Raw genomic sequence first — 16,281 nt, 5'->3', positions numbered from 1 at the left:
GGCTGGCCGGAAGGGGGGGGGGCTTGATCGCCTGGCGCGCCTATGCCGCCGTGGGGCTGGGCAGTGCCCTGGGTGCTACGCTGCGCTACCTGGCCGCGCTGGCGCTGGCAGGGCCGGCCTTCCCCTGGGCGACTCTGGCGGTGAACGGCCTCGGCTCCTGGCTGATCGCCGGTTTCGCCGCCTATGCCGCCCATCGTGGCCACGGCCGGGTCGCGCGTTGGGAACCCTTCCTGATGGGCGGCTTCTGTGGCGGCTTCACCACCTTCTCGTTGTTTGGCCTCGAGACCCTGCAGCTGTGGCAGGCCGGCCGTCCCTGGCTGGCGCTGGGCTATATGTTGGTCAGCATGCCGCTGTGGCTGACGGGTGCCTGGCTGGGCCAGTGGCTCGGCCGGCGGGCGGCGGCGCGGCGCTGACGCCGCCCGCCGGCACCGCGCTCAGCTCTTGCGACCGCGCTTGCCGGCCTTGCCCTTGGCGGTAACCTCGTCGCTCCGCTCGCCGCCCGACGGAGCGCCGTGCGACGGAACGCCGCCCGACGCGAAGTGTCCGCGTACCAGCGCCAGCAGGCCCTGAGTGGAGGCATCGAAGTCCTGGCTGTGGGCATCGATGCGCTCGCTGATCTCGCCGGCGATGCGCTTGCCCAGCTCAACCCCCCACTGGTCGAAGGAGTTGATGTTCCAGATCACCCCCTGGACGAATACCTTGTGCTCGTAGAGTGCGATCAGCGCGCCAAGGTTCTTCGGCGTGAGTTCGTCGAGCAGCAGTACGCTGGAGGGGCGATTGCCCGGACAACTGTAGGGGTCGAGACGGCTGCCGGTCTGGCTACCCTCCATGAAGGCGTTGGCCTGGGCCAGCATGTTGGTGAGCAGCGCGAAGTGGTGCTCTTCCATGCCCGGCTCGGGCTTGAGCGAGGCGATGAAGTCGATGGGCACGTAGCGGGTGCCCTGATGGAGCAGCTGAAAGAAGGCGTGCTGGCCGTTGGAGCCGGTCTGGCCCCAGACGATGGGCCCGGTCTTGTAGTCCACCGGATGGCCGAAGATATCCACCGACTTGCCGTTTGACTCCATGTCGAGTTGTTGCAGGAAGGCCGGGAGCTGATGCAGCGCCTGGTCGTAGGGCACGATGGCCTGGGTCTCGGCACCCTGGAAGTTGATGTGCCAGATACCGATCAGCGCCATCAGCACCGGCATGTTCTCGGCAAAGGGTGCGGAGAGGAAATGCTGGTCCATGGCGTAGGCGCCCTCGAGCAGCTCCATGAACCCCTGAAAGCCGATGGACAGTGCGATGGGCAGGCCGATGGAGGACCACATCGAGTAGCGCCCGCCGACCCAGGCCCAGAACTCGAAGACGTTCTCCTCGCGGATGCCGAAGGCCATGGCTGCTGCCTTGTTGGTGGAAGCGGCGATGAAGTGCGCCCCCACGTCGGCCTCCGGGCCGGCGTTGTCCAGGAACCAGCGCCGCGCGGTATGGGCATTGAGCAGCGTCTCCTGGGTGGAGAAGGTCTTGGTGGAGACGATAAACAGCGTGGTGGCGGGGTTGAGACGGTTGAGCACCTTCTGGATATGCGCGCCGTCGACGTTGGAGACGAAGTGAAAGCTGAGCTCGGGGTGACGGTACTTGAGCAGCGCCCGGCAGGCCATGTTGGGGCCGAGATCCGAGCCACCGATACCGATGTTGACCACGTCCTTGATGCGTTCGCCGCTGTAGCCGGTCCACTCGCCGTTGCGCACTGCCTCGGAGAAGCTGCGGATCTGCTCGCGGGTGCGCTGGATCTCCGGCATTACGTCCTGGCCGTCGACCATTACCGGGTCGTCGCCGAGGTTGCGCAGAGCGGTGTGCAGCACCGGCCGGTCCTCGGTGACATTGATGATGTCGCCGGAGAACATCTGCGCCCGGCGCTGGACCAGCGCAGAATGGTTGGCGAGCTCGATCAGCTTGGCCAGCACCGCCTCGGAGACTGGCTGCTTGGAGTAGTCGAGGAAGAGCCCGTCGACGCGCAGGCTCATCTTCTCGAAGCGCTCGGGCTCGGCGGCGAAGTAGTCGCGGATGCGATCGTTGGCGGTCTGCGCCTGCAGGCCCTGGAGGGCCTGCCAGGTGACGCTGCGGGTGAGCTGGAACATGGTCGACCTCGTGCGGGTGGGTAGGGTTGTTGGCGTCTCGACCGGAAACGCCATCAGCCGATACGGGAGGAGATCCAGGCACCGGCATCGGGAATGCGCATTTCGTAGTCCTGGTCAAGCCAGGGGGAGCTGATCAGGAAGTCGGCGCTGGCGGGGTTGCAGGCCACCGGGATGTTCCATAGCGCTGCCAGACGCAGCAGGGCCTTGACGTCGGGGTCGTGAGGTTGCGGTGCAAAGGGATCCCAGAAGAAGATCAGCAGGTCGAGCCGCTGCTCGGCGATACGCGCGCCGATCTGCTGGTCGCCGCCCAGAGGCCCGCTCATCAGTCCCTCCACCTCGAGACTCAACTGGCGCGAGACGCGCCTCGCCGTCGTGCCGCTGCCGATCAGGCTGTGCATGGCCAGGGTTGCTCGCCAGCGCGCTGCCCACTCCAGCAGCTCGTCTTTCTTGCCATCGTGGGCGACCAGCGCGATGCGCTTGCGTGCCGGCAGGGTCCGCTGCACGTTGCGCGGTGGACGAGCGTCACTCATGGTCGGCCTGCACGGCAAGAATCTTCAGCGTATTGGTGCCGCCATGAGCGTTCATGTGATCGCCCCGGGTGAGGATCACATGGTCGCCGGGCCTGGCGATGCCTTTTGCCACCAGACGTTGCATCGCCCGGTCATTGAGCTCCGCGGCGCTCATCTCGCTGGTATCGAAGGGCAGTGAGACCACTCCGCGGAAGAGCGCCATGCGCCGCTGGGCCACCGGATTGTGAGCCAGGCCGACGATGGGTAGCCCCGAACTAATGCGCGAGGCGATCAGCGGCGTGTAACCCGAGGCGGTCATGCAGGCAATGGCGGCCACCCCGGAGAGATGGTTGGCGGCATACATGGCGGAGAGCGCGATGGTCTCGTCGATCTGCGAGAAGCCCTCATGGATGCGGTGACCGGATTCCTGGATCATCCGCTCACGCTCGGCGCCCAGGCAGACCCTGTCGACGGCCTCGATGGTTTCCACCGGGTAGTCGCCGGCGGCGGTCTCGGCGGAGAGCATCACCGCATCGGTGCCGTCGAGCACCGCGTTGGCCACGTCGAAGACCTCGGCGCGGGTGGGCAAGGGTGAGTCGATCATCGACTCCATCATCTGGGTGGCGGTGATCACCGCCCGGTTCAGCGTACGGGCATGCTTGATGATGCGCTTCTGGGTGCCGATCAGCGCCGCGTCGCCGATCTCCACGCCGAGATCGCCACGCGCCACCATTACCGCCTCGCTGGCGCGGATGATGGCGTCGAGCGTCTCGTCATCGGCCACCGCCTCGGCGCGCTCGAGTTTGGCCACCAGGCCGATCTCGCTACCGGCCTCGCCGAGCCGCTCGCGGGCCTCCTGCATGTCGGCGGCGCTGCGCGGGAAGGAGATCGCCAGGTAGTCGACGCCGATCGCCACGGCGGTCTCCAGGTCGGCCTTGTCCTTGTCAGTGAGGGCCGGGGCTGAGAGGCCGCCACCCTGCTTGTTGATGCCCTTGTTGTTGGAGAGCGTGCCGCCCACCACCACGCTGGTGTGGATCAGATGGTCGGCGACCCGGTTGACGTCGAGCACCACTCGACCGTCGTCGAGCAGCAAGCGATCGCCGGGGGCGACGTCGTCGGCCAGGGTCTTGTAGTCGCAGCCCACGCGGGTCTCGTCACCCTGGTCGCTGTCCAGGCCCATGTCGAGGATGAAGGACTGGCCCTCCTCGAGTGTCACAAACCCCTTCGTGAAGCGGGCAATGCGGATCTTGGGGCCTTGGAGATCCCCCAGGGCGGCAACGCTTCTGTCCAGGCGCTCGGCGATGGCGCGGACGCGTTCAAGGCGATGGCGGTGGTCATCGGCGCTGCCGTGTGAGAAGTTCAGGCGTACCACGTCGACGCCGGCCTCGAGCATCGCTTCCAGAACGCCCTCCCGGTCGCTGGCCGGGCCCAGAGTGGCGACGATCTTGGTGCGACGGATGGGGGTGTGTAGTGGGGTGGTCCACATGTCGAACTCCTCCGGTGGGCGCAGGTTGTTATTCGGTCACGATATCATCTTTTCGGTAAGTTTACTACATAGGAGTGGCGGCGGCGACGTGCCTATTTTAGCCTGCTCCTGCTGAGATGTTGGTATCTGCGAGGACTATGGCAAGTGTACTAGGGCAAGCGTGATGGAGCAGGGGCAGTGTTGTGCGAATCCGTTTTGTTGTAAAATTACTAAAAAATGCTTGAGCCGAAAACGTCAGTGGTCCACATTATGGGTTGGGTCCAGCTACTCTTCCATACAACGCTACTTGACCGAGGAGAAAAACACTATGACGTTCAAGATCGCCATCAACGGTTTCGGCCGCATCGGCCGCAACGTGCTGCGTGCCCTTTTCGAGAACGGTTATCGCGATCGCGTGCAGGTGGTCGCCATCAATGACCTCGGTGACCCCTCGCTCAATGCGCACCTGCTGCGCCACGATACCGTGCATGGGCACTTCCCCTTCGCCGTGGAGCACGACGAGTCGAGCATGAGTGTGGATGGCCAGCGCATCGCCATTTTCTCCGAGCGCGATCCTGCTGCGCTACCCTGGGCGTCGCTGGGGGTGGACCTGGTGATGGAGTGCACCGGGCTGTTCACCCAGCGCGAGGCCGCCGCCAAGCATCTCGCGGCTGGCGCCGAGCGCGTGCTGATTTCCGCACCGAGTCCCGATGCCGACGCCACCGTGGTGTACGGCGTCAACGAGGACGTGCTCACGCCCCAACACCGGGTGGTCTCCAACGCCTCCTGCACCACCAATTGCCTGGCGCCTGTGGCCCAGGCGCTGCATGAGGGAGTGGGCATCGAGAACGGCCTGATGACCACGGTTCACGCCTATACCAATGACCAGAACCTCTCCGACGTCTACCACAAGGACCCCTACCGGGCCCGCAGCGCAACGCACTCGATGATTCCCACCAAGACCGGCGCTGCCTCCGCGGTGGGCCTGGTGCTGCCGACGCTGGCGGGCAAGTTTGACGGCCTGGCCGTGCGCGTGCCGGTGATCAACGTCTCGCTGGTCGATCTAGTGTTCACCGCCAGTCGCGAGACCACCAAGCAAGAGATCAACGAGATCGTCGCCAGGGCGGCCGAGACCTCTAGCGTTCTGGCGGTCAATGCTCAGCCGCTGGTCTCCATCGACTTCAACCACGATGCCCACTCCTCGACCTTCGATGCCAACCACACCCGGGTCAACGGCTGCCTGGTCAAGGTGATGGCCTGGTATGACAACGAGTGGGGATTCTCCAACCGCATGCTGGATACCGCTCTGGCTATGCAGCAGACAGTTGGACGCTAGCCCGGGGCCGCGCTGGAGGCCGGAGGTCGGAGAGTGTGCGCTGGGCCGACCCTCAATAGGGAATGTGCCAAGTTCCTTGGCACTGGTCGCCGGGAAAGAGTCGCTGGGCGGTATCGGCGTTGCGCCGTTCGGCGAGGCTGTCGCGCCCGCTGCTCAGGGCCGAAAGCAGTGCCTCGTTCCCATGGCGCACGGTGAGCAGGGCCAGGTTGTCGTGGCGCTCCACCGCAAAGTCGTCACACAGTGAGGCGACCAGCGGTTCGAGGCGCTCGGGGTGGCCGTCCAGGCACAGCGAGAGGCGCATAGCCCCGCTGTCGATAAGGCCGGCATGCAGTCCGGCCTCCACCAGGCGGCCGAGGATGTCATGCTGGCGGGGCTCGTCCATGAAGGCGAAATCCCGCGGGCGGATCTCCAGCAAGGTCTGCGCCTCGCGCAGCATCAGCGAGGGTGTACGGGTGTCGAATCGGGTATCTCGGCCGATGGTGCTGGGCGGTGCCTCAAGATCCTGGAAGGAGCGCACTGTCAGCGGGATCGCCTTGCGCTGCAGTGGCCTCAGGGTCTTGGGATGGATCACCTTGGCACCGTGCCAGGCCAGCTCGATAGCCTCGTCGTAAGAGATTCGCTCGAGCTGTACCGCGTTGTCGAAGCGCCGCGGGTCGGCATTAAAAAGCCCCGGCACGTCTTTCCAGATGGTGACCTCCTCCGCGTCTAGGCAGTGGGCGAGGATCGCCGCGCTGAAGTCGGAGCCCTCGCGGCCCAGGGTGGTCGAGACGCCCTCGGCGGTACCGCCGACGAAGCCCTGGGTGACTCGTATTCTGCCGTCATCGCTATCCAGGCCACGCACCCGCTCGGCGGTGGCCGCCCAGTCGACGTTGGCCGCCTGGTGGCAGTCGTCGGTGGCCACTAGCTCCCGGGCATCGAGCCATTCGGTGGCCATGCCGACCTCGTTGAGCCAGGCACTGACGATGGTGGTGGAGAGCAGCTCGCCGAAACAGACGGTCTGGTCGTAGTGGAAGGGGCGCTCGCGGCCCGCATGGCGGCGATGGCGGCGGTCGAGCTCGGTGATCAGTGCCTCGACCCGCTCCGCCACGGGGCCGGCATTCGCGCCGAACAGGGCCTCGACCGTGGCCAGGTGCTCCCGGCGCAGGGATTCGAGGCGGTCGCGATAGTCGTCCGCTTCGCCATCCCGCGCCGCGGCCAGCAGCGCCTCCAGGGCATTGGTGGTCTTGCCCATGGCCGAGACCACCACCACCAGCGGGCGCACCCGGAAACGAGCCAGTAGTTCGCCTAGCCGACGAATGGCCGCGGCGTCCTGGATCGATGCGCCGCCGAACTTGAAAACCTGGGTCATTTCTTGTCCCTCAGCTGAGTCGTTGCTTGTAATCCTCATAGCCGAAGCGCTTCACCGTATGCACCTCGCGGCTGGCCTCGTCGACCCGGCAGATCGCCGGCAGGCGCATGCCGTTGAAGGTGGTGGTCTTGACCATGGTGTAGTGGGCCATGTCGGTGAACACCAGCCGGTCGCCGATGGCAAGCGGGGCGTCGAAGCTGTACTCGCCCACCACGTCGCCGGCCAGGCAGGTCAGCCCGCCCAGCCGGTAGGTGTGGGCCTTCTCGCTGGGCTCGCCGGCGCCGATGATATCGGGCCGGTAGGGCATCTCCAGCACATCGGGCATGTGTGCGGTGGCGGAGGTGTCGAGGATGGCGATGGTGCCGTCGTTGTCGACGATGTCCAGCACTGTACAGACCAGGTAGCCGGTGTTGAGCGCGATCGCCTCGCCGGGCTCCAGGTAGACCTCGAGGTGCGGATGGCGCGCCTTGAAGTCGCGGATCACACGCACCAGCCGCTCCACGTCGTAGTCCTCGCGGGTGATGTGGTGGCCGCCGCCGAAGTTCACCCACCGGCGACCGGCGAGGTGCCGGCCGAAGCGCTCCTCGAAGGCCGCCAGGGTGTGCGCCAGGGCGTCGCTGTTCTGCTCGCACAGGGTGTGGAAATGCAGGCCCTCCAGGCCGGCGAGGTCCACGCCCTCCAGATCCACGGCCCGGGTGCCGAGCCGTGAGCCCGGGGCGCAGGGATCGTAGAGCGCTACTTTGCCCTCGGAGTACTCGGGGTTGACCCGCAGGCCGCAGGAGACCCGCCGCGGCGCCTGGGCCACCTGCTCGCGCAAGCGCTGCCACTGGGCCGGGGAGTTAAAGCTGAGGTGGTCCGCGTACTGCAGCACCACCGCCATCTCCGCCTCGCTGAAGGCCGGCGAGTAGCAGTGTACCTCGCCGCCGAAGGTCTCGGCGCCCAGCCGCGCCTCGTCCTGGCCGCTCGCTGTAGTGCCCACCAGGTACTGGCTGATCAGCGGAAAGGTGTCCCACATGGCGAAGCCCTTCAGCGCCAGCAGGATGCGCGCGCCGCTCCGCTCCTGGACCCGCCGCAGCAGCTCCAGGTTGCGGCGCAGCAGGGCATCGTCCACCACGTAGGCGGGCGACGGGCAGGCCCCAATGTCGAAGGGGTAGGCATCGAACGGATAGGCGATCTGGCTCATGTCGGGCTCAGGCCAGCGGGTCGGCATCGGGGTCGAGCTCGACCATCTGCCAGGGCAGGCCCATATCGCCGATGCGCGCCATGAAGGGGTCCGGGTCGAGCTGCTCGACGTTGAACACGCCGTCGCCCTTCCACAGGCCCTCGAGCATCAGCATGGCGCCGGTCACCGCCGGTACGCCGGTGGTGTAGGAGATCGCCTGGGACTGCACTTCGCGGTAGCACGCTTGGTGGTCGCAGATGTTGTAGATATGCACCTTGCGCCGCTTGCCGTCCTTGATGCCGTCGAGGATCACGCCGATGTTGGTCTTGCCCTTGGTGCGCGGGCCCAGCGACGCCGGGTCCGGCAGCACCGCCTTGAGGAACTGCAGCGGGGCGATCTCGCGGCCCTCGAACTCGATCGGTTCGATGCGGGTCATGCCGACGTTCTCGAGCACCTTGAGGTGGGTGATGTACGCCTCGGAGAAAGTCATCCAGAAGCGAATACGCTTCAGCCCCTTGATGTTCTGGCTGAGGGACTCGAGCTCCTCATGATAGAGCAGGTAGAGGTCCTTCTCGCCGATGCCGTCGAAGTTGAAGCTGCGCTTCTCGGCCAGCGGTTCGGTCTCCTTCCACTCGCCCTCTTCCCAGTAGCGGCCGTTGGCAGTGATCTCGCGGATGTTGATCTCGGGATTGAAGTTGGTGGCGAACGGGTAGCCGTGGTCGCCACCGTTGGCATCGAGGATGTCGATGCGATGAATCTCGTCGAACAGGTTCTTCTGGCCCCAGGCGCAGTAAATGTTGGTCATGCCCGGGTCGAAGCCGCAGCCCAGGGTGGCCATGTTGCCGGCGCGGGCGTAGCGCTCCTGGAAGGCCCATTGCTCCTTGTATTCGAATTTGGCTTCGTCCGGGTGCTCGTAGTTGGCGGTATCCAGATAGGGCACGCCGGTGCGCAGGCAGGCCTCCATGATGGTCAGGTCCTGATAGGGCAGGGCGACGTGGATCAGCACGTCGGGCTGGAAGGACTCGATCAGCGCGACCAGCGCCTCGACGTCATCGGCATCCACCTCGGCGGTCTGGATGGGGCGCTCCAGCTGGGCCGCGATGGCGCGGCACTTGGCCTGGTTGCGGCTGGCCAGGCAGATCTCGCTGAACACCTCGGGATGCTGGGCACACTTGTGGGTGACGACACCGCCGACGCCGCCGGCGCCGATAATCAGGACTTTGCTCATGGGGATTCGAATCCAGATCGGGAAAGTCAAAGTGGTAGGGGATCATGCCACCCCGGTCTCGACCTCGCCTGGCCGCAGGGCCAGCGAGTGGGTGCTGATGATGGCTCCCCTTGAGGCTGGTCGCAATAGGTTTTCGCGTCAACAATTCCTGGCCGATGAGGTGCCACTGCTTCGCCGGCATTCCTATCCGCGCCGCGCGCAAGGCCAGCGTGGCGCACCGGAGTAAATCGAACTGACGAGCATCGCCCACGGGTCACCGGGTGTAGCAGCGCTCTCAACGACGCCCTGGACTTCCGCATGAGAACAAATTTGCCTTGGCCCCCATGCGAGGTTGCGAATCAGACGAGGGCTTGGCGCGCGGATCATCATCTGTGCCCGCCCTCTTGCTTCCCCCGCGGCGGCTAACCAAGTAGGACCAATATAAAGATACAGTCGGGCCTTCGCATTTCATCGAATCGTTATCTTGCAAGCAGGGGAGCCCATTAGGGCTATCGCAGATAGCGGTATCGCTCGGAGCTAATCTGTCGACAGATCCCGGAGTGCCGGACCATCGACGGGGCGTTGAGAACCCCTCCCTGGGTGCTACCGACGCCATCCCTGGCGTAGGGCCCCCTCTACGACTTGTCCCGGCGCCCCTCGTCAGATCCAGCTGCGATAGCCCTGGGTGCAGGGTTCAGGGATTCAGGTGAACTCCTGACCCAGGCGGAGCGATCGATCATGCGCCAATAATGTGCAACGCTAAAGCGAGATGCACCATGAGCGTGCGAAAGTCTCGCCGGGTGGCATGCCGGTGCATCTGCCTCGGTGATTGTGATGTACTCCGGCCTCGCTCTTTTTCGTGTAAAAAAGTATATGAATCAGTGTGCAGTGGCTTTTTTTCGTGAGATCTGTGATTCTGGCATGAAACCTGCTTAATGCAGCGCAGCGCCCTGTCCGTGCCTGGCAACCCGTGGGCAGCACCCGCCGTGACATGCTACAACACGGGCTGACATCGTCGGCGCCAGTGGTTTTTCTTAGCCCAACCTTTCGAGCCAAGCTCACAATGGAGGAGTACATGTCTGACAAGACGCTCGCCCTGATCGAAGAACACAATGTGACGTGGGTCGACCTGCGTTTCACCGACACCAAGGGCAAGGAGCAGCACGTCACCATTCCGGCCCGTGATGTCGATGAGGAGTTTTTCGAGAATGGGCAGATGTTCGACGGCTCCTCCATCGAGGGCTGGAAGGGCATCAACGAATCGGACATGATCCTGCGCCCGGAAGATGGCACGGCCTTCCTCGACCCCTTTACCGAGGACGCCACCCTGGTGCTGCGCTGCGACATCATCGAGCCGGCCACCATGCAGGGCTACGAGCGCGACCCGCGCTCCATCGCCAAGCGCGCCGAAGCCTACTTGCAGTCCACCGGCCTGGGTGATACCGCCTTCTTCGGTCCCGAGCCCGAGTTCTTCATCTTCGATGAGGTTCACTGGAAAGCCGATATCGAAGGCGCCATGTACAAGATCACCTCCGAGGAGGGCGCTTGGTCCACCGACCGCCAGGTTGAGGGCGGGAACCTGGGGCACCGTCCGCGGGTCAAGGGCGGCTATTTCCCCGTCCCTCCGGTGGACAGCTTCCACGATATCCGCGGTGCCATGTGCAACACCCTCGAGGCCATCGGCCAGACCGTCGAGGTGCATCACCATGAGGTGTCCAACGCCGGCCAGAATGAGATCGGCGTGAAGTTCAACACCCTGGTCAAGAAGGCCGATGAGCTCCAGGAAATGAAGTACGTAGTGCATAACGTAGCGCATGCCTACGGCAAGACGGCCACCTTCATGCCCAAACCGCTGGTGGGTGACAATGGGTCAGGGATGCACGTCCACCAGTCCTTCTGGAAGGAAGGCGTCAACCAGTTCGCCGGCGACGAGTACGCGGGCCTCTCCGAGATGGCGCTCTATTATATCGGCGGCATCATCAAGCACGCGCGTGCTCTGAACGCCTTCACCAATGCCTCGACCAACTCCTACAAGCGCCTGGTGCCGGGCTTTGAGGCGCCGGTGATGCTGGCCTACAGTGCCCGCAACCGCTCCGCCTCCATCCGTATCCCTTATACGGCCAGCCCCAAAGGTAAGCGTGTGGAACTGCGTTTCCCGGATCCTACCGCCAACCCCTACCTGTGCTTTGCCGCGATGCTGATGGCCGGCATCGATGGCATCAAGAACAAGATCCATCCCGGCGATGCCATGGACAAGAATCTTTACGATCTGCCCCCGGAAGAGGGCAAGGCCGTGCCGACCGTGGCACAGAGTCTCGACCAGGCTCTGGAGGCCCTGGATGGGGATCGTGCCTTCCTTACCGAGGGTGGCGTCTTCACCGACGAGATGATCGATGCCTTCATCGAGCTGAAGATGGAGGATGTTGAGCGTATTCGCCTAGCGACCCACCCCATCGAGTTCGACATGTACTACAGCTGCTGATCGCCACCGGCAGGCCTTGGCCTGCCGGTGTAAGCGCATTCTCGAGGCCCGCTTTCGGCGGGCCTTCGCGTGTCTCGGATCACGACATCATGTCTTGACGATCAGCATATGGCCGACGATCCCCAGGGCAAAGCCAAGCACGGCACCCAGGGGTGGCCCCCAGTGACGGTCGAGTCTCGCCTGGGGCGCGAGATCCTGAAATACCGAGTAAAGGATGCCGCCCGAGGCGAACAGCATGAGCGAGGCGATGGTCAGGGGAAACTCGGCCAGCCACAGAAAGCCGCTGAGGCCGGCGAGAGGCCCCAGCCAGGCCATCAGGAAGAACATGCCGATCAATCGGCGGCTCGAGTAAGGGGTGCTGTCGCGAAGCTCGCGGTAGGCATTGAAGCCTTCGGGCAGGTTCTGCAGAGCCATGAGGCATGCCAGCAGCAGGCTCCCGCTACTGCCCTGGGCGAAGACGGCACCCAGCGCCAGGGCCTCGGGCACGAAGTCGGAGAGCATGGCGGTCAACTGGCTGGCCGAAGTGCCTCTGCGGTTCAGGACGATATCCAGAGCCATGAAGGCCAGTCCACCCGCCAGGAAACAGGCGGCAGCGGCGGCAGGGTTGAGGTCCGGCAGACTATCGGGTACCAGCACCAGGGCCACGGCGGAGAGCAGCGCACCGCCGCCGAAGGCGATGACGCCGTGACGAAACTCCGTCTCGAGCCAGGGGATCGGTATGCGCTCCACCTGCGAGAACCAGGCTCCCAGTGGCATCGCCATGCCGGCCATCAGTGTCAGGGTTAGCACCGTCTGCCATGTATCCATGCGCCATACTCCTCGTCTAGTGGTGTCCAAGAGTGCTTATCCTATGCACATTTGCACATTTGCCGCGGTGTCGCAGGGGGGATTTCGTGCCAGGCTTGGCTTGGGCTAGGCTAGAAGCCTGAAGACCACGGGCCAGGAAGGCGTCTGGATGTCGACGATCCCCGGGAGGGACGCATGAACAAGGCAGTCGTGTTACTGGTGCTGGGTCTGGTGGTCAGCTTCGCGGTCCAGGCGCAGACCATCTATCGCACCACCGATGCCCAGGGCAATGTGGTGTTCACCGACAATCCGGCGCGCGGCGGCGAGATAGTCGACCTTCAGCCGCTCACCGTGGTGCCCGGTCGCACCGATGCCGGCGCTTTGCCCCCGGTTAGCGAGGATGCCAGCGGTAATGGTGGGAGTGCGGTCTCCACGGCCAGCCCGGGGCAGCCCTTCATGCCCTACGATAGCTTTGGCATCGTCTCCCCCCGTGATGGTGAGACGCTGCCCACCGGGGCTGCCGGCGATGTTCAGGTGACCCTACGGATCCAGCCGGACCTGCGAAAGGACCATCGTGTGCGTCTGCTGGTGGACGGCCAGATCAGCCAGACGGCCATGCATACCGATACCTTCCTGCTCAACGACCTGAATCGCGGCGAGCATGTGTTGCAGGCCGAGCTGCTCGATGCCAGCGGGGCGGTGCGCCACCGCACCGCACCGGTGACCCTATACGTGCAGCGAGCCAGCATCTATCTGCCGCGTAACCCCAATAACCCGAACAGTAATTAGCTCCCCCTTCGCCGGCCACATCGGTCGCTGTGTCCGGACGGCACCCACAGACCTTGTCGCGAGCCTTCGCCCCGTGACGATGGGCACTTTGATGCCTTCGACCATGCCGACCGGGTGAGCGAGGGCAGCGCCTTCCAGCATCTGGAACGCTTGCGGGGCGACGCTACCCCACGCGACGGCCAAGACGAGCGGCGGCCAGCGAGGCGTCCTCCCCGTCACCCTCCTTCTCATCACGCCCCGAAGCCGGAGAGGCGCTGAGCGAGCTGGCTGTTGTCCCTTGCCCGCGCCTCGGTCTGCCCCACGGCGATGGGCGCTCAGGGTTGCCATGCACTAAAGTGGTGCGCTAGGTGGGTGCGACCCTGCCCAATACGACGCCATGCCGTGTCCCATGGCGTGGCGCGCTTATTGCAAGAGCTTTTTACAAGAGCTTCTTGCAATAGCTCCTCAAAGCCCCTGCGAGGGAGGCGACAACCGGACCGGGCGGGATCTTCATGTACCAACGCTTGATGGAACACCTCACCACGGCGGTGCTGCTGCTCGATGGTGAACTGCGGCTGTGCTGGATGAATCCGGCCGCCGAGTCACTATTGGCGATCAGCCTGAGCCGCCTCAAGGGGTTGCCCCTGCCCTTTCTGGTGGATGGAGGCAAGGAGATCGGCGAGTTGCTGGCCAAGGCCCGCGACGAGTTCCACCCCTTCACTCAGCGTGAGGCGCGCCTGGCCCTTGCCAACGGCGAGGTGCTGACCGTGGACTATACCGTCTCGCCGCTTTCTGCCGACGAAGTGCTGCTCGAGGTGGAGCCCCGCGACCGGCTGCTGCGCATCTCCCGGGAGGAGGCGCTGCAGACCCGCCAGGAGACCATCAAGGTGCTCGCCCGCGGGCTGGCCCACGAGGTCAAGAACCCGCTTGGCGGCATCCGCGGCGCGGCCCAGCTGCTGGAGCGCGACCTCGACGACCCCGGCCTGCAGGAGTTCACCCGCATCATCATCGAGGAGGTCGACCGGCTGCGTGACCTGGTCGACTCCATGCTGGGGCCCAATCGGGTAATGCGCCAGGAGCCGCTCAATATCCACAGGGTGCTGGAACGGGTGCGCTCGCTGCTGATCGTCGAGCAGCCGGACGTATGGATCGAGCGCGACTACGATCCCAGCCTGCCCGACCTTATCGGTGACGAATCGCCGCTGATCCAGGCCGTGCTCAACGTGGCGCGCAATGCCGTGGAGGCGATGACCGAGGCCGGCGTCGCCTCGCCGCGGCTCACCCTGCGTACCCGCGCCCGCCGCCAGTTCACCCTGGGCGCGGAGCGCCACCGGCTGGTCTGCGAGTTGGCGATCATCGACAACGGCCCGGGCATTCCCGCGTCGCTGCGCGAGACCCTCTTCTACCCCATGGTCTCCGGCCGCGCCGAGGGCAGCGGTCTGGGGCTCTCCATCGCCCAGTCGATCCTGCACCAGCACCATGGGCTAATCGAGTGCGACTCGGAGCCCGGCCATACCCAATTCCGACTGCTGATTCCGCTGGAGAAGCGCCATGACTGATGTCGCACGCGTGGTGGTCGTCGACGACGATCGCGCCATTCGCTGGGTGCTGGAGCGTGCCCTGGCCCAGCCCGACCTCGAGGTCGAGATCCTCGAGCGTGCCGATCACGCCCTGGAACGCCTGCTCGAGGCGCCGCCTGATGTGCTGGTCACCGATATCCGCATGCCGGGCATCGACGGCCTGGACCTGATGGCCAAGCTACGTGAGGTCCATCCGGAGCTTCCGGTGATCGTGATGACGGCCCATTCCGACCTTGACAGTGCGGTGGCTTCCTATCAAGGCGGGGCCTTCGAGTACCTGCCCAAGCCTTTCGACGTCGACGAAGCCCTGGCCCTGGTGCGCCGCGCCGTGGCCCACGCACGCGAGCGGCGTCGCCCGGTCAGCGTCCCCGAGGGGCTGGATGCCGAGATCATCGGCGAAGCTCCGGCCATGCAGGAGGTGTTCCGTGCCATCGGGCGGCTGTCGCACTCGCATATCACGGTGCTGATCAACGGTGCGTCGGGCACCGGCAAGGAGCGGGTGGCCCGCGCGCTGCACCAGCACAGCCCGCGGGCCGGCAAGCCGTTCATCGCCCTGAACATGGCGGCGATCCCCAAGGACCTGATCGAGTCGGAGCTGTTCGGCCACGCGAAGGGCGCCTTTACCGGCGCCACCGCCCAGCGCCAGGGGCGCTTCGAGCAGGCCGACGGCGGCACCCTGTTCCTCGACGAGATCGGCGACATGCCCGCCGAGACCCAGACGCGCCTGCTGCGGGTGCTGGCCGACGGCGAGTTCTACCGGGTGGGGGGCCACGCCTCGGTGAAGGTGGACGTACGCATCATCGCCGCCACCCACCAGAACCTGGAGACCCTGGTGGAAGACGGGCGCTTCCGCGAGGACCTCTTTCACCGCCTCAACGTGATCCGGGTGCATCTGCCGAAGCTGGCCGAGCGTCGCGAGGACATCCCGCGGCTGGCGCGCCACTTCCTGGCCGAGGCGGCCAAGGAGCTTGCCACCGACGTCAAGGTGCTGACCCCCGAGGCCGAGGCGCACCTCACCCGGCTGCCCTGGCCGGGCAATGTGCGCCAGCTGGAGAACACCTGCCGCTGGCTGACGGTGATGGCCTCCGGCCGCGAGGTGCTCATCGAGGACCTGCCCCAGGAGCTGCGTGAGCCCGGGGCCACCGTGGGCAACACCGGTGACTGGCGTACCGCCTTCCGCGACTGGGCCGACCGGGCGCTGGCCGCCGGCCACACCCGCCTGCTCGAGGAGGCCGTGCCGGACGTCGAGCGCATGCTGATCGAGACGGCGCTCAAGCACACCGGCGGGCGCAAGGGCGAGGCCGCTGAGCTGCTGGGCTGGGGCCGCAACACCCTGACGCGTAAATTGAAGGCCCTGCTACCGGCGCTGGCTGCGGGGGAGTGAGCCGTGCTGGACTAGTACTACAGCCGTAACTGAATGCGCTATAATCCATGTGACTGATATGAAAGCGATCACAGGGTGAAGGATGCAAGAGCTGGATCTCTCTGTCTCAGCATTAATGGATGACTTGGCAGCGCGAT

13 protein-coding genes are annotated in these 16,281 nt (G+C 65.2%); 6 read left to right on the top strand and 7 right to left on the bottom strand.

The window, feature by feature from the left end:
• Nucleotides 1-413: fluoride efflux transporter FluC (locus DFO68_RS14710; protein WP_347813136.1), on the top strand; the 413-nt coding region annotated here is incomplete at its 5' end.
• Between the two features lie 21 nt (nt 414-434).
• On the opposite strand, the gene pgi is transcribed toward DFO68_RS14710, so the two are convergent.
• From pgi to pyk, 3 genes are read right to left on the bottom strand one after another with little or no spacing between them, the layout of a single operon-like run.
• The gene (gene pgi, locus DFO68_RS14705; protein ID WP_133484377.1) at nt 435-2,117 is read right to left on the bottom strand and encodes a glucose-6-phosphate isomerase; all 1,683 of its coding nucleotides are present in this window, start codon (nt 2,115-2,117) and stop codon (nt 435-437) included.
• Between the two features lie 53 nt (nt 2,118-2,170).
• Nucleotides 2,171-2,647 carry a methylglyoxal synthase gene (locus DFO68_RS14700; RefSeq protein ID WP_133484376.1) on the bottom strand — a complete coding sequence of 159 codons (477 nt, stop codon included), beginning with the start codon at nt 2,645-2,647 and terminating at the stop codon, nt 2,171-2,173.
• Nucleotides 2,640-4,112, bottom strand: coding sequence for a pyruvate kinase (pyk, locus tag DFO68_RS14695; RefSeq protein ID WP_133484375.1), 1,473 nt, complete (start codon nt 4,110-4,112; stop codon nt 2,640-2,642). Before pyk ends, DFO68_RS14700 begins: the two co-directional genes overlap by 8 nt.
• 307 nt (nt 4,113-4,419) lie before the next feature.
• Between pyk and gap the strand changes: the two genes are divergently transcribed.
• Complete coding sequence (gene gap, locus DFO68_RS14690) at nt 4,420-5,427, top strand: type I glyceraldehyde-3-phosphate dehydrogenase (RefSeq protein ID WP_133484374.1); 1,008 nt, start codon at nt 4,420-4,422, stop codon at nt 5,425-5,427.
• A 52-nt stretch (nt 5,428-5,479) separates the two neighbouring features.
• On the opposite strand, the gene DFO68_RS14685 is transcribed toward gap, so the two are convergent.
• The 3 genes from DFO68_RS14685 to DFO68_RS14675 are packed head-to-tail and all read right to left on the bottom strand — an operon-like array spanning nt 5,480 to nt 9,165.
• Nucleotides 5,480-6,775, bottom strand: a complete 1,296-nt coding sequence (locus tag DFO68_RS14685; protein WP_166637586.1) for an aspartate kinase — start codon at nt 6,773-6,775, stop codon at nt 5,480-5,482.
• A 10-nt stretch (nt 6,776-6,785) separates the two neighbouring features.
• Nucleotides 6,786-7,958, bottom strand: coding sequence for a carboxynorspermidine decarboxylase (gene nspC, locus DFO68_RS14680; protein WP_133484372.1), 1,173 nt, complete (start codon nt 7,956-7,958; stop codon nt 6,786-6,788).
• A 7-nt stretch (nt 7,959-7,965) separates the two neighbouring features.
• Nucleotides 7,966-9,165, bottom strand: coding sequence for a saccharopine dehydrogenase family protein (locus DFO68_RS14675; RefSeq protein WP_133484371.1), 1,200 nt, complete (start codon nt 9,163-9,165; stop codon nt 7,966-7,968).
• Nucleotides 9,166-10,219: 1,054 nt separating this feature from the next.
• On the opposite strand from DFO68_RS14675, the gene glnA reads away from it, so the two are divergent.
• Entirely contained in the window at nt 10,220-11,626 is a 1,407-nt protein-coding gene (gene glnA / locus DFO68_RS14670) for a glutamate--ammonia ligase (protein WP_133484370.1), read from the top strand.
• 87 nt (nt 11,627-11,713) lie between these two features.
• Here the strand turns inward: glnA and DFO68_RS14665 are convergent, their stop codons facing one another.
• Nucleotides 11,714-12,433, bottom strand: coding sequence for a ZIP family metal transporter (locus tag DFO68_RS14665; protein ID WP_133484369.1), 720 nt, complete (start codon nt 12,431-12,433; stop codon nt 11,714-11,716).
• 174 nt (nt 12,434-12,607) lie between these two features.
• On the opposite strand from DFO68_RS14665, the gene DFO68_RS14660 reads away from it, so the two are divergent.
• The 3 genes from DFO68_RS14660 to glnG all read left to right on the top strand — a co-directional run bounded on the left by DFO68_RS14660 (nt 12,608) and on the right by glnG (nt 16,144).
• Nucleotides 12,608-13,201 carry a DUF4124 domain-containing protein gene (locus DFO68_RS14660; protein ID WP_133484368.1) on the top strand — a complete coding sequence of 198 codons (594 nt, stop codon included), beginning with the start codon at nt 12,608-12,610 and terminating at the stop codon, nt 13,199-13,201.
• Between the two features lie 491 nt (nt 13,202-13,692).
• A complete protein-coding gene (gene glnL, locus DFO68_RS14655; protein ID WP_133484367.1) occupies nt 13,693-14,739 on the top strand; it encodes a nitrogen regulation protein NR(II) in 1,047 nt (348 codons plus the stop codon).
• On the top strand, nt 14,732-16,144 hold the full coding sequence (glnG, locus tag DFO68_RS14650; RefSeq protein WP_133484366.1) for a nitrogen regulation protein NR(I): 1,413 nt from the start codon (nt 14,732-14,734) through the stop codon (nt 16,142-16,144). The genes glnL and glnG overlap by 8 nt, the downstream gene beginning before the upstream one ends.
• The last annotated feature ends 137 nt before the right edge of the window (nt 16,145-16,281 follow it).

Source organism: Halomonas ventosae (genome assembly GCF_004361885.1).
In the GTDB taxonomy this organism is placed as follows: Bacteria; Pseudomonadota; Gammaproteobacteria; order Pseudomonadales; family Halomonadaceae; genus Halomonas; species Halomonas ventosae_C.
The sequence above is the reverse complement of the archived record's forward strand: the minus strand, read 5'-3'. Positions and strand labels throughout refer to the sequence as shown.

Excerpts from the sequence above, each read along its gene's own strand:
- pgi (WP_133484377.1), bottom strand. The coding sequence starts at position 2,117 with ATGTTCCAGCTCACCCGCAGCGTCACCTGGCAGGCCCTCCAGGGCCTG.
- gap (WP_133484374.1), top strand. The coding sequence starts at position 4,420 with ATGACGTTCAAGATCGCCATCAACGGTTTCGGCCGCATCGGCCGCAAC.
- DFO68_RS14685 (WP_166637586.1), bottom strand. The coding sequence starts at position 6,775 with ATGACCCAGGTTTTCAAGTTCGGCGGCGCATCGATCCAGGACGCCGCG.
- glnG (WP_133484366.1), top strand. The coding sequence starts at position 14,732 with ATGACTGATGTCGCACGCGTGGTGGTCGTCGACGACGATCGCGCCATT.
- pyk (WP_133484375.1), bottom strand. The coding sequence starts at position 4,112 with ATGTGGACCACCCCACTACACACCCCCATCCGTCGCACCAAGATCGTC.
- DFO68_RS14665 (WP_133484369.1), bottom strand. The coding sequence starts at position 12,433 with ATGGATACATGGCAGACGGTGCTAACCCTGACACTGATGGCCGGCATG.
- glnA (WP_133484370.1), top strand. The coding sequence starts at position 10,220 with ATGTCTGACAAGACGCTCGCCCTGATCGAAGAACACAATGTGACGTGG.
- DFO68_RS14675 (WP_133484371.1), bottom strand. The coding sequence starts at position 9,165 with ATGAGCAAAGTCCTGATTATCGGCGCCGGCGGCGTCGGCGGTGTCGTC.
- DFO68_RS14700 (WP_133484376.1), bottom strand. The coding sequence starts at position 2,647 with ATGAGTGACGCTCGTCCACCGCGCAACGTGCAGCGGACCCTGCCGGCA.
- glnL (WP_133484367.1), top strand. The coding sequence starts at position 13,693 with ATGTACCAACGCTTGATGGAACACCTCACCACGGCGGTGCTGCTGCTC.
- nspC (WP_133484372.1), bottom strand. The coding sequence starts at position 7,958 with ATGAGCCAGATCGCCTATCCGTTCGATGCCTACCCCTTCGACATTGGG.
- DFO68_RS14660 (WP_133484368.1), top strand. The coding sequence starts at position 12,608 with ATGAACAAGGCAGTCGTGTTACTGGTGCTGGGTCTGGTGGTCAGCTTC.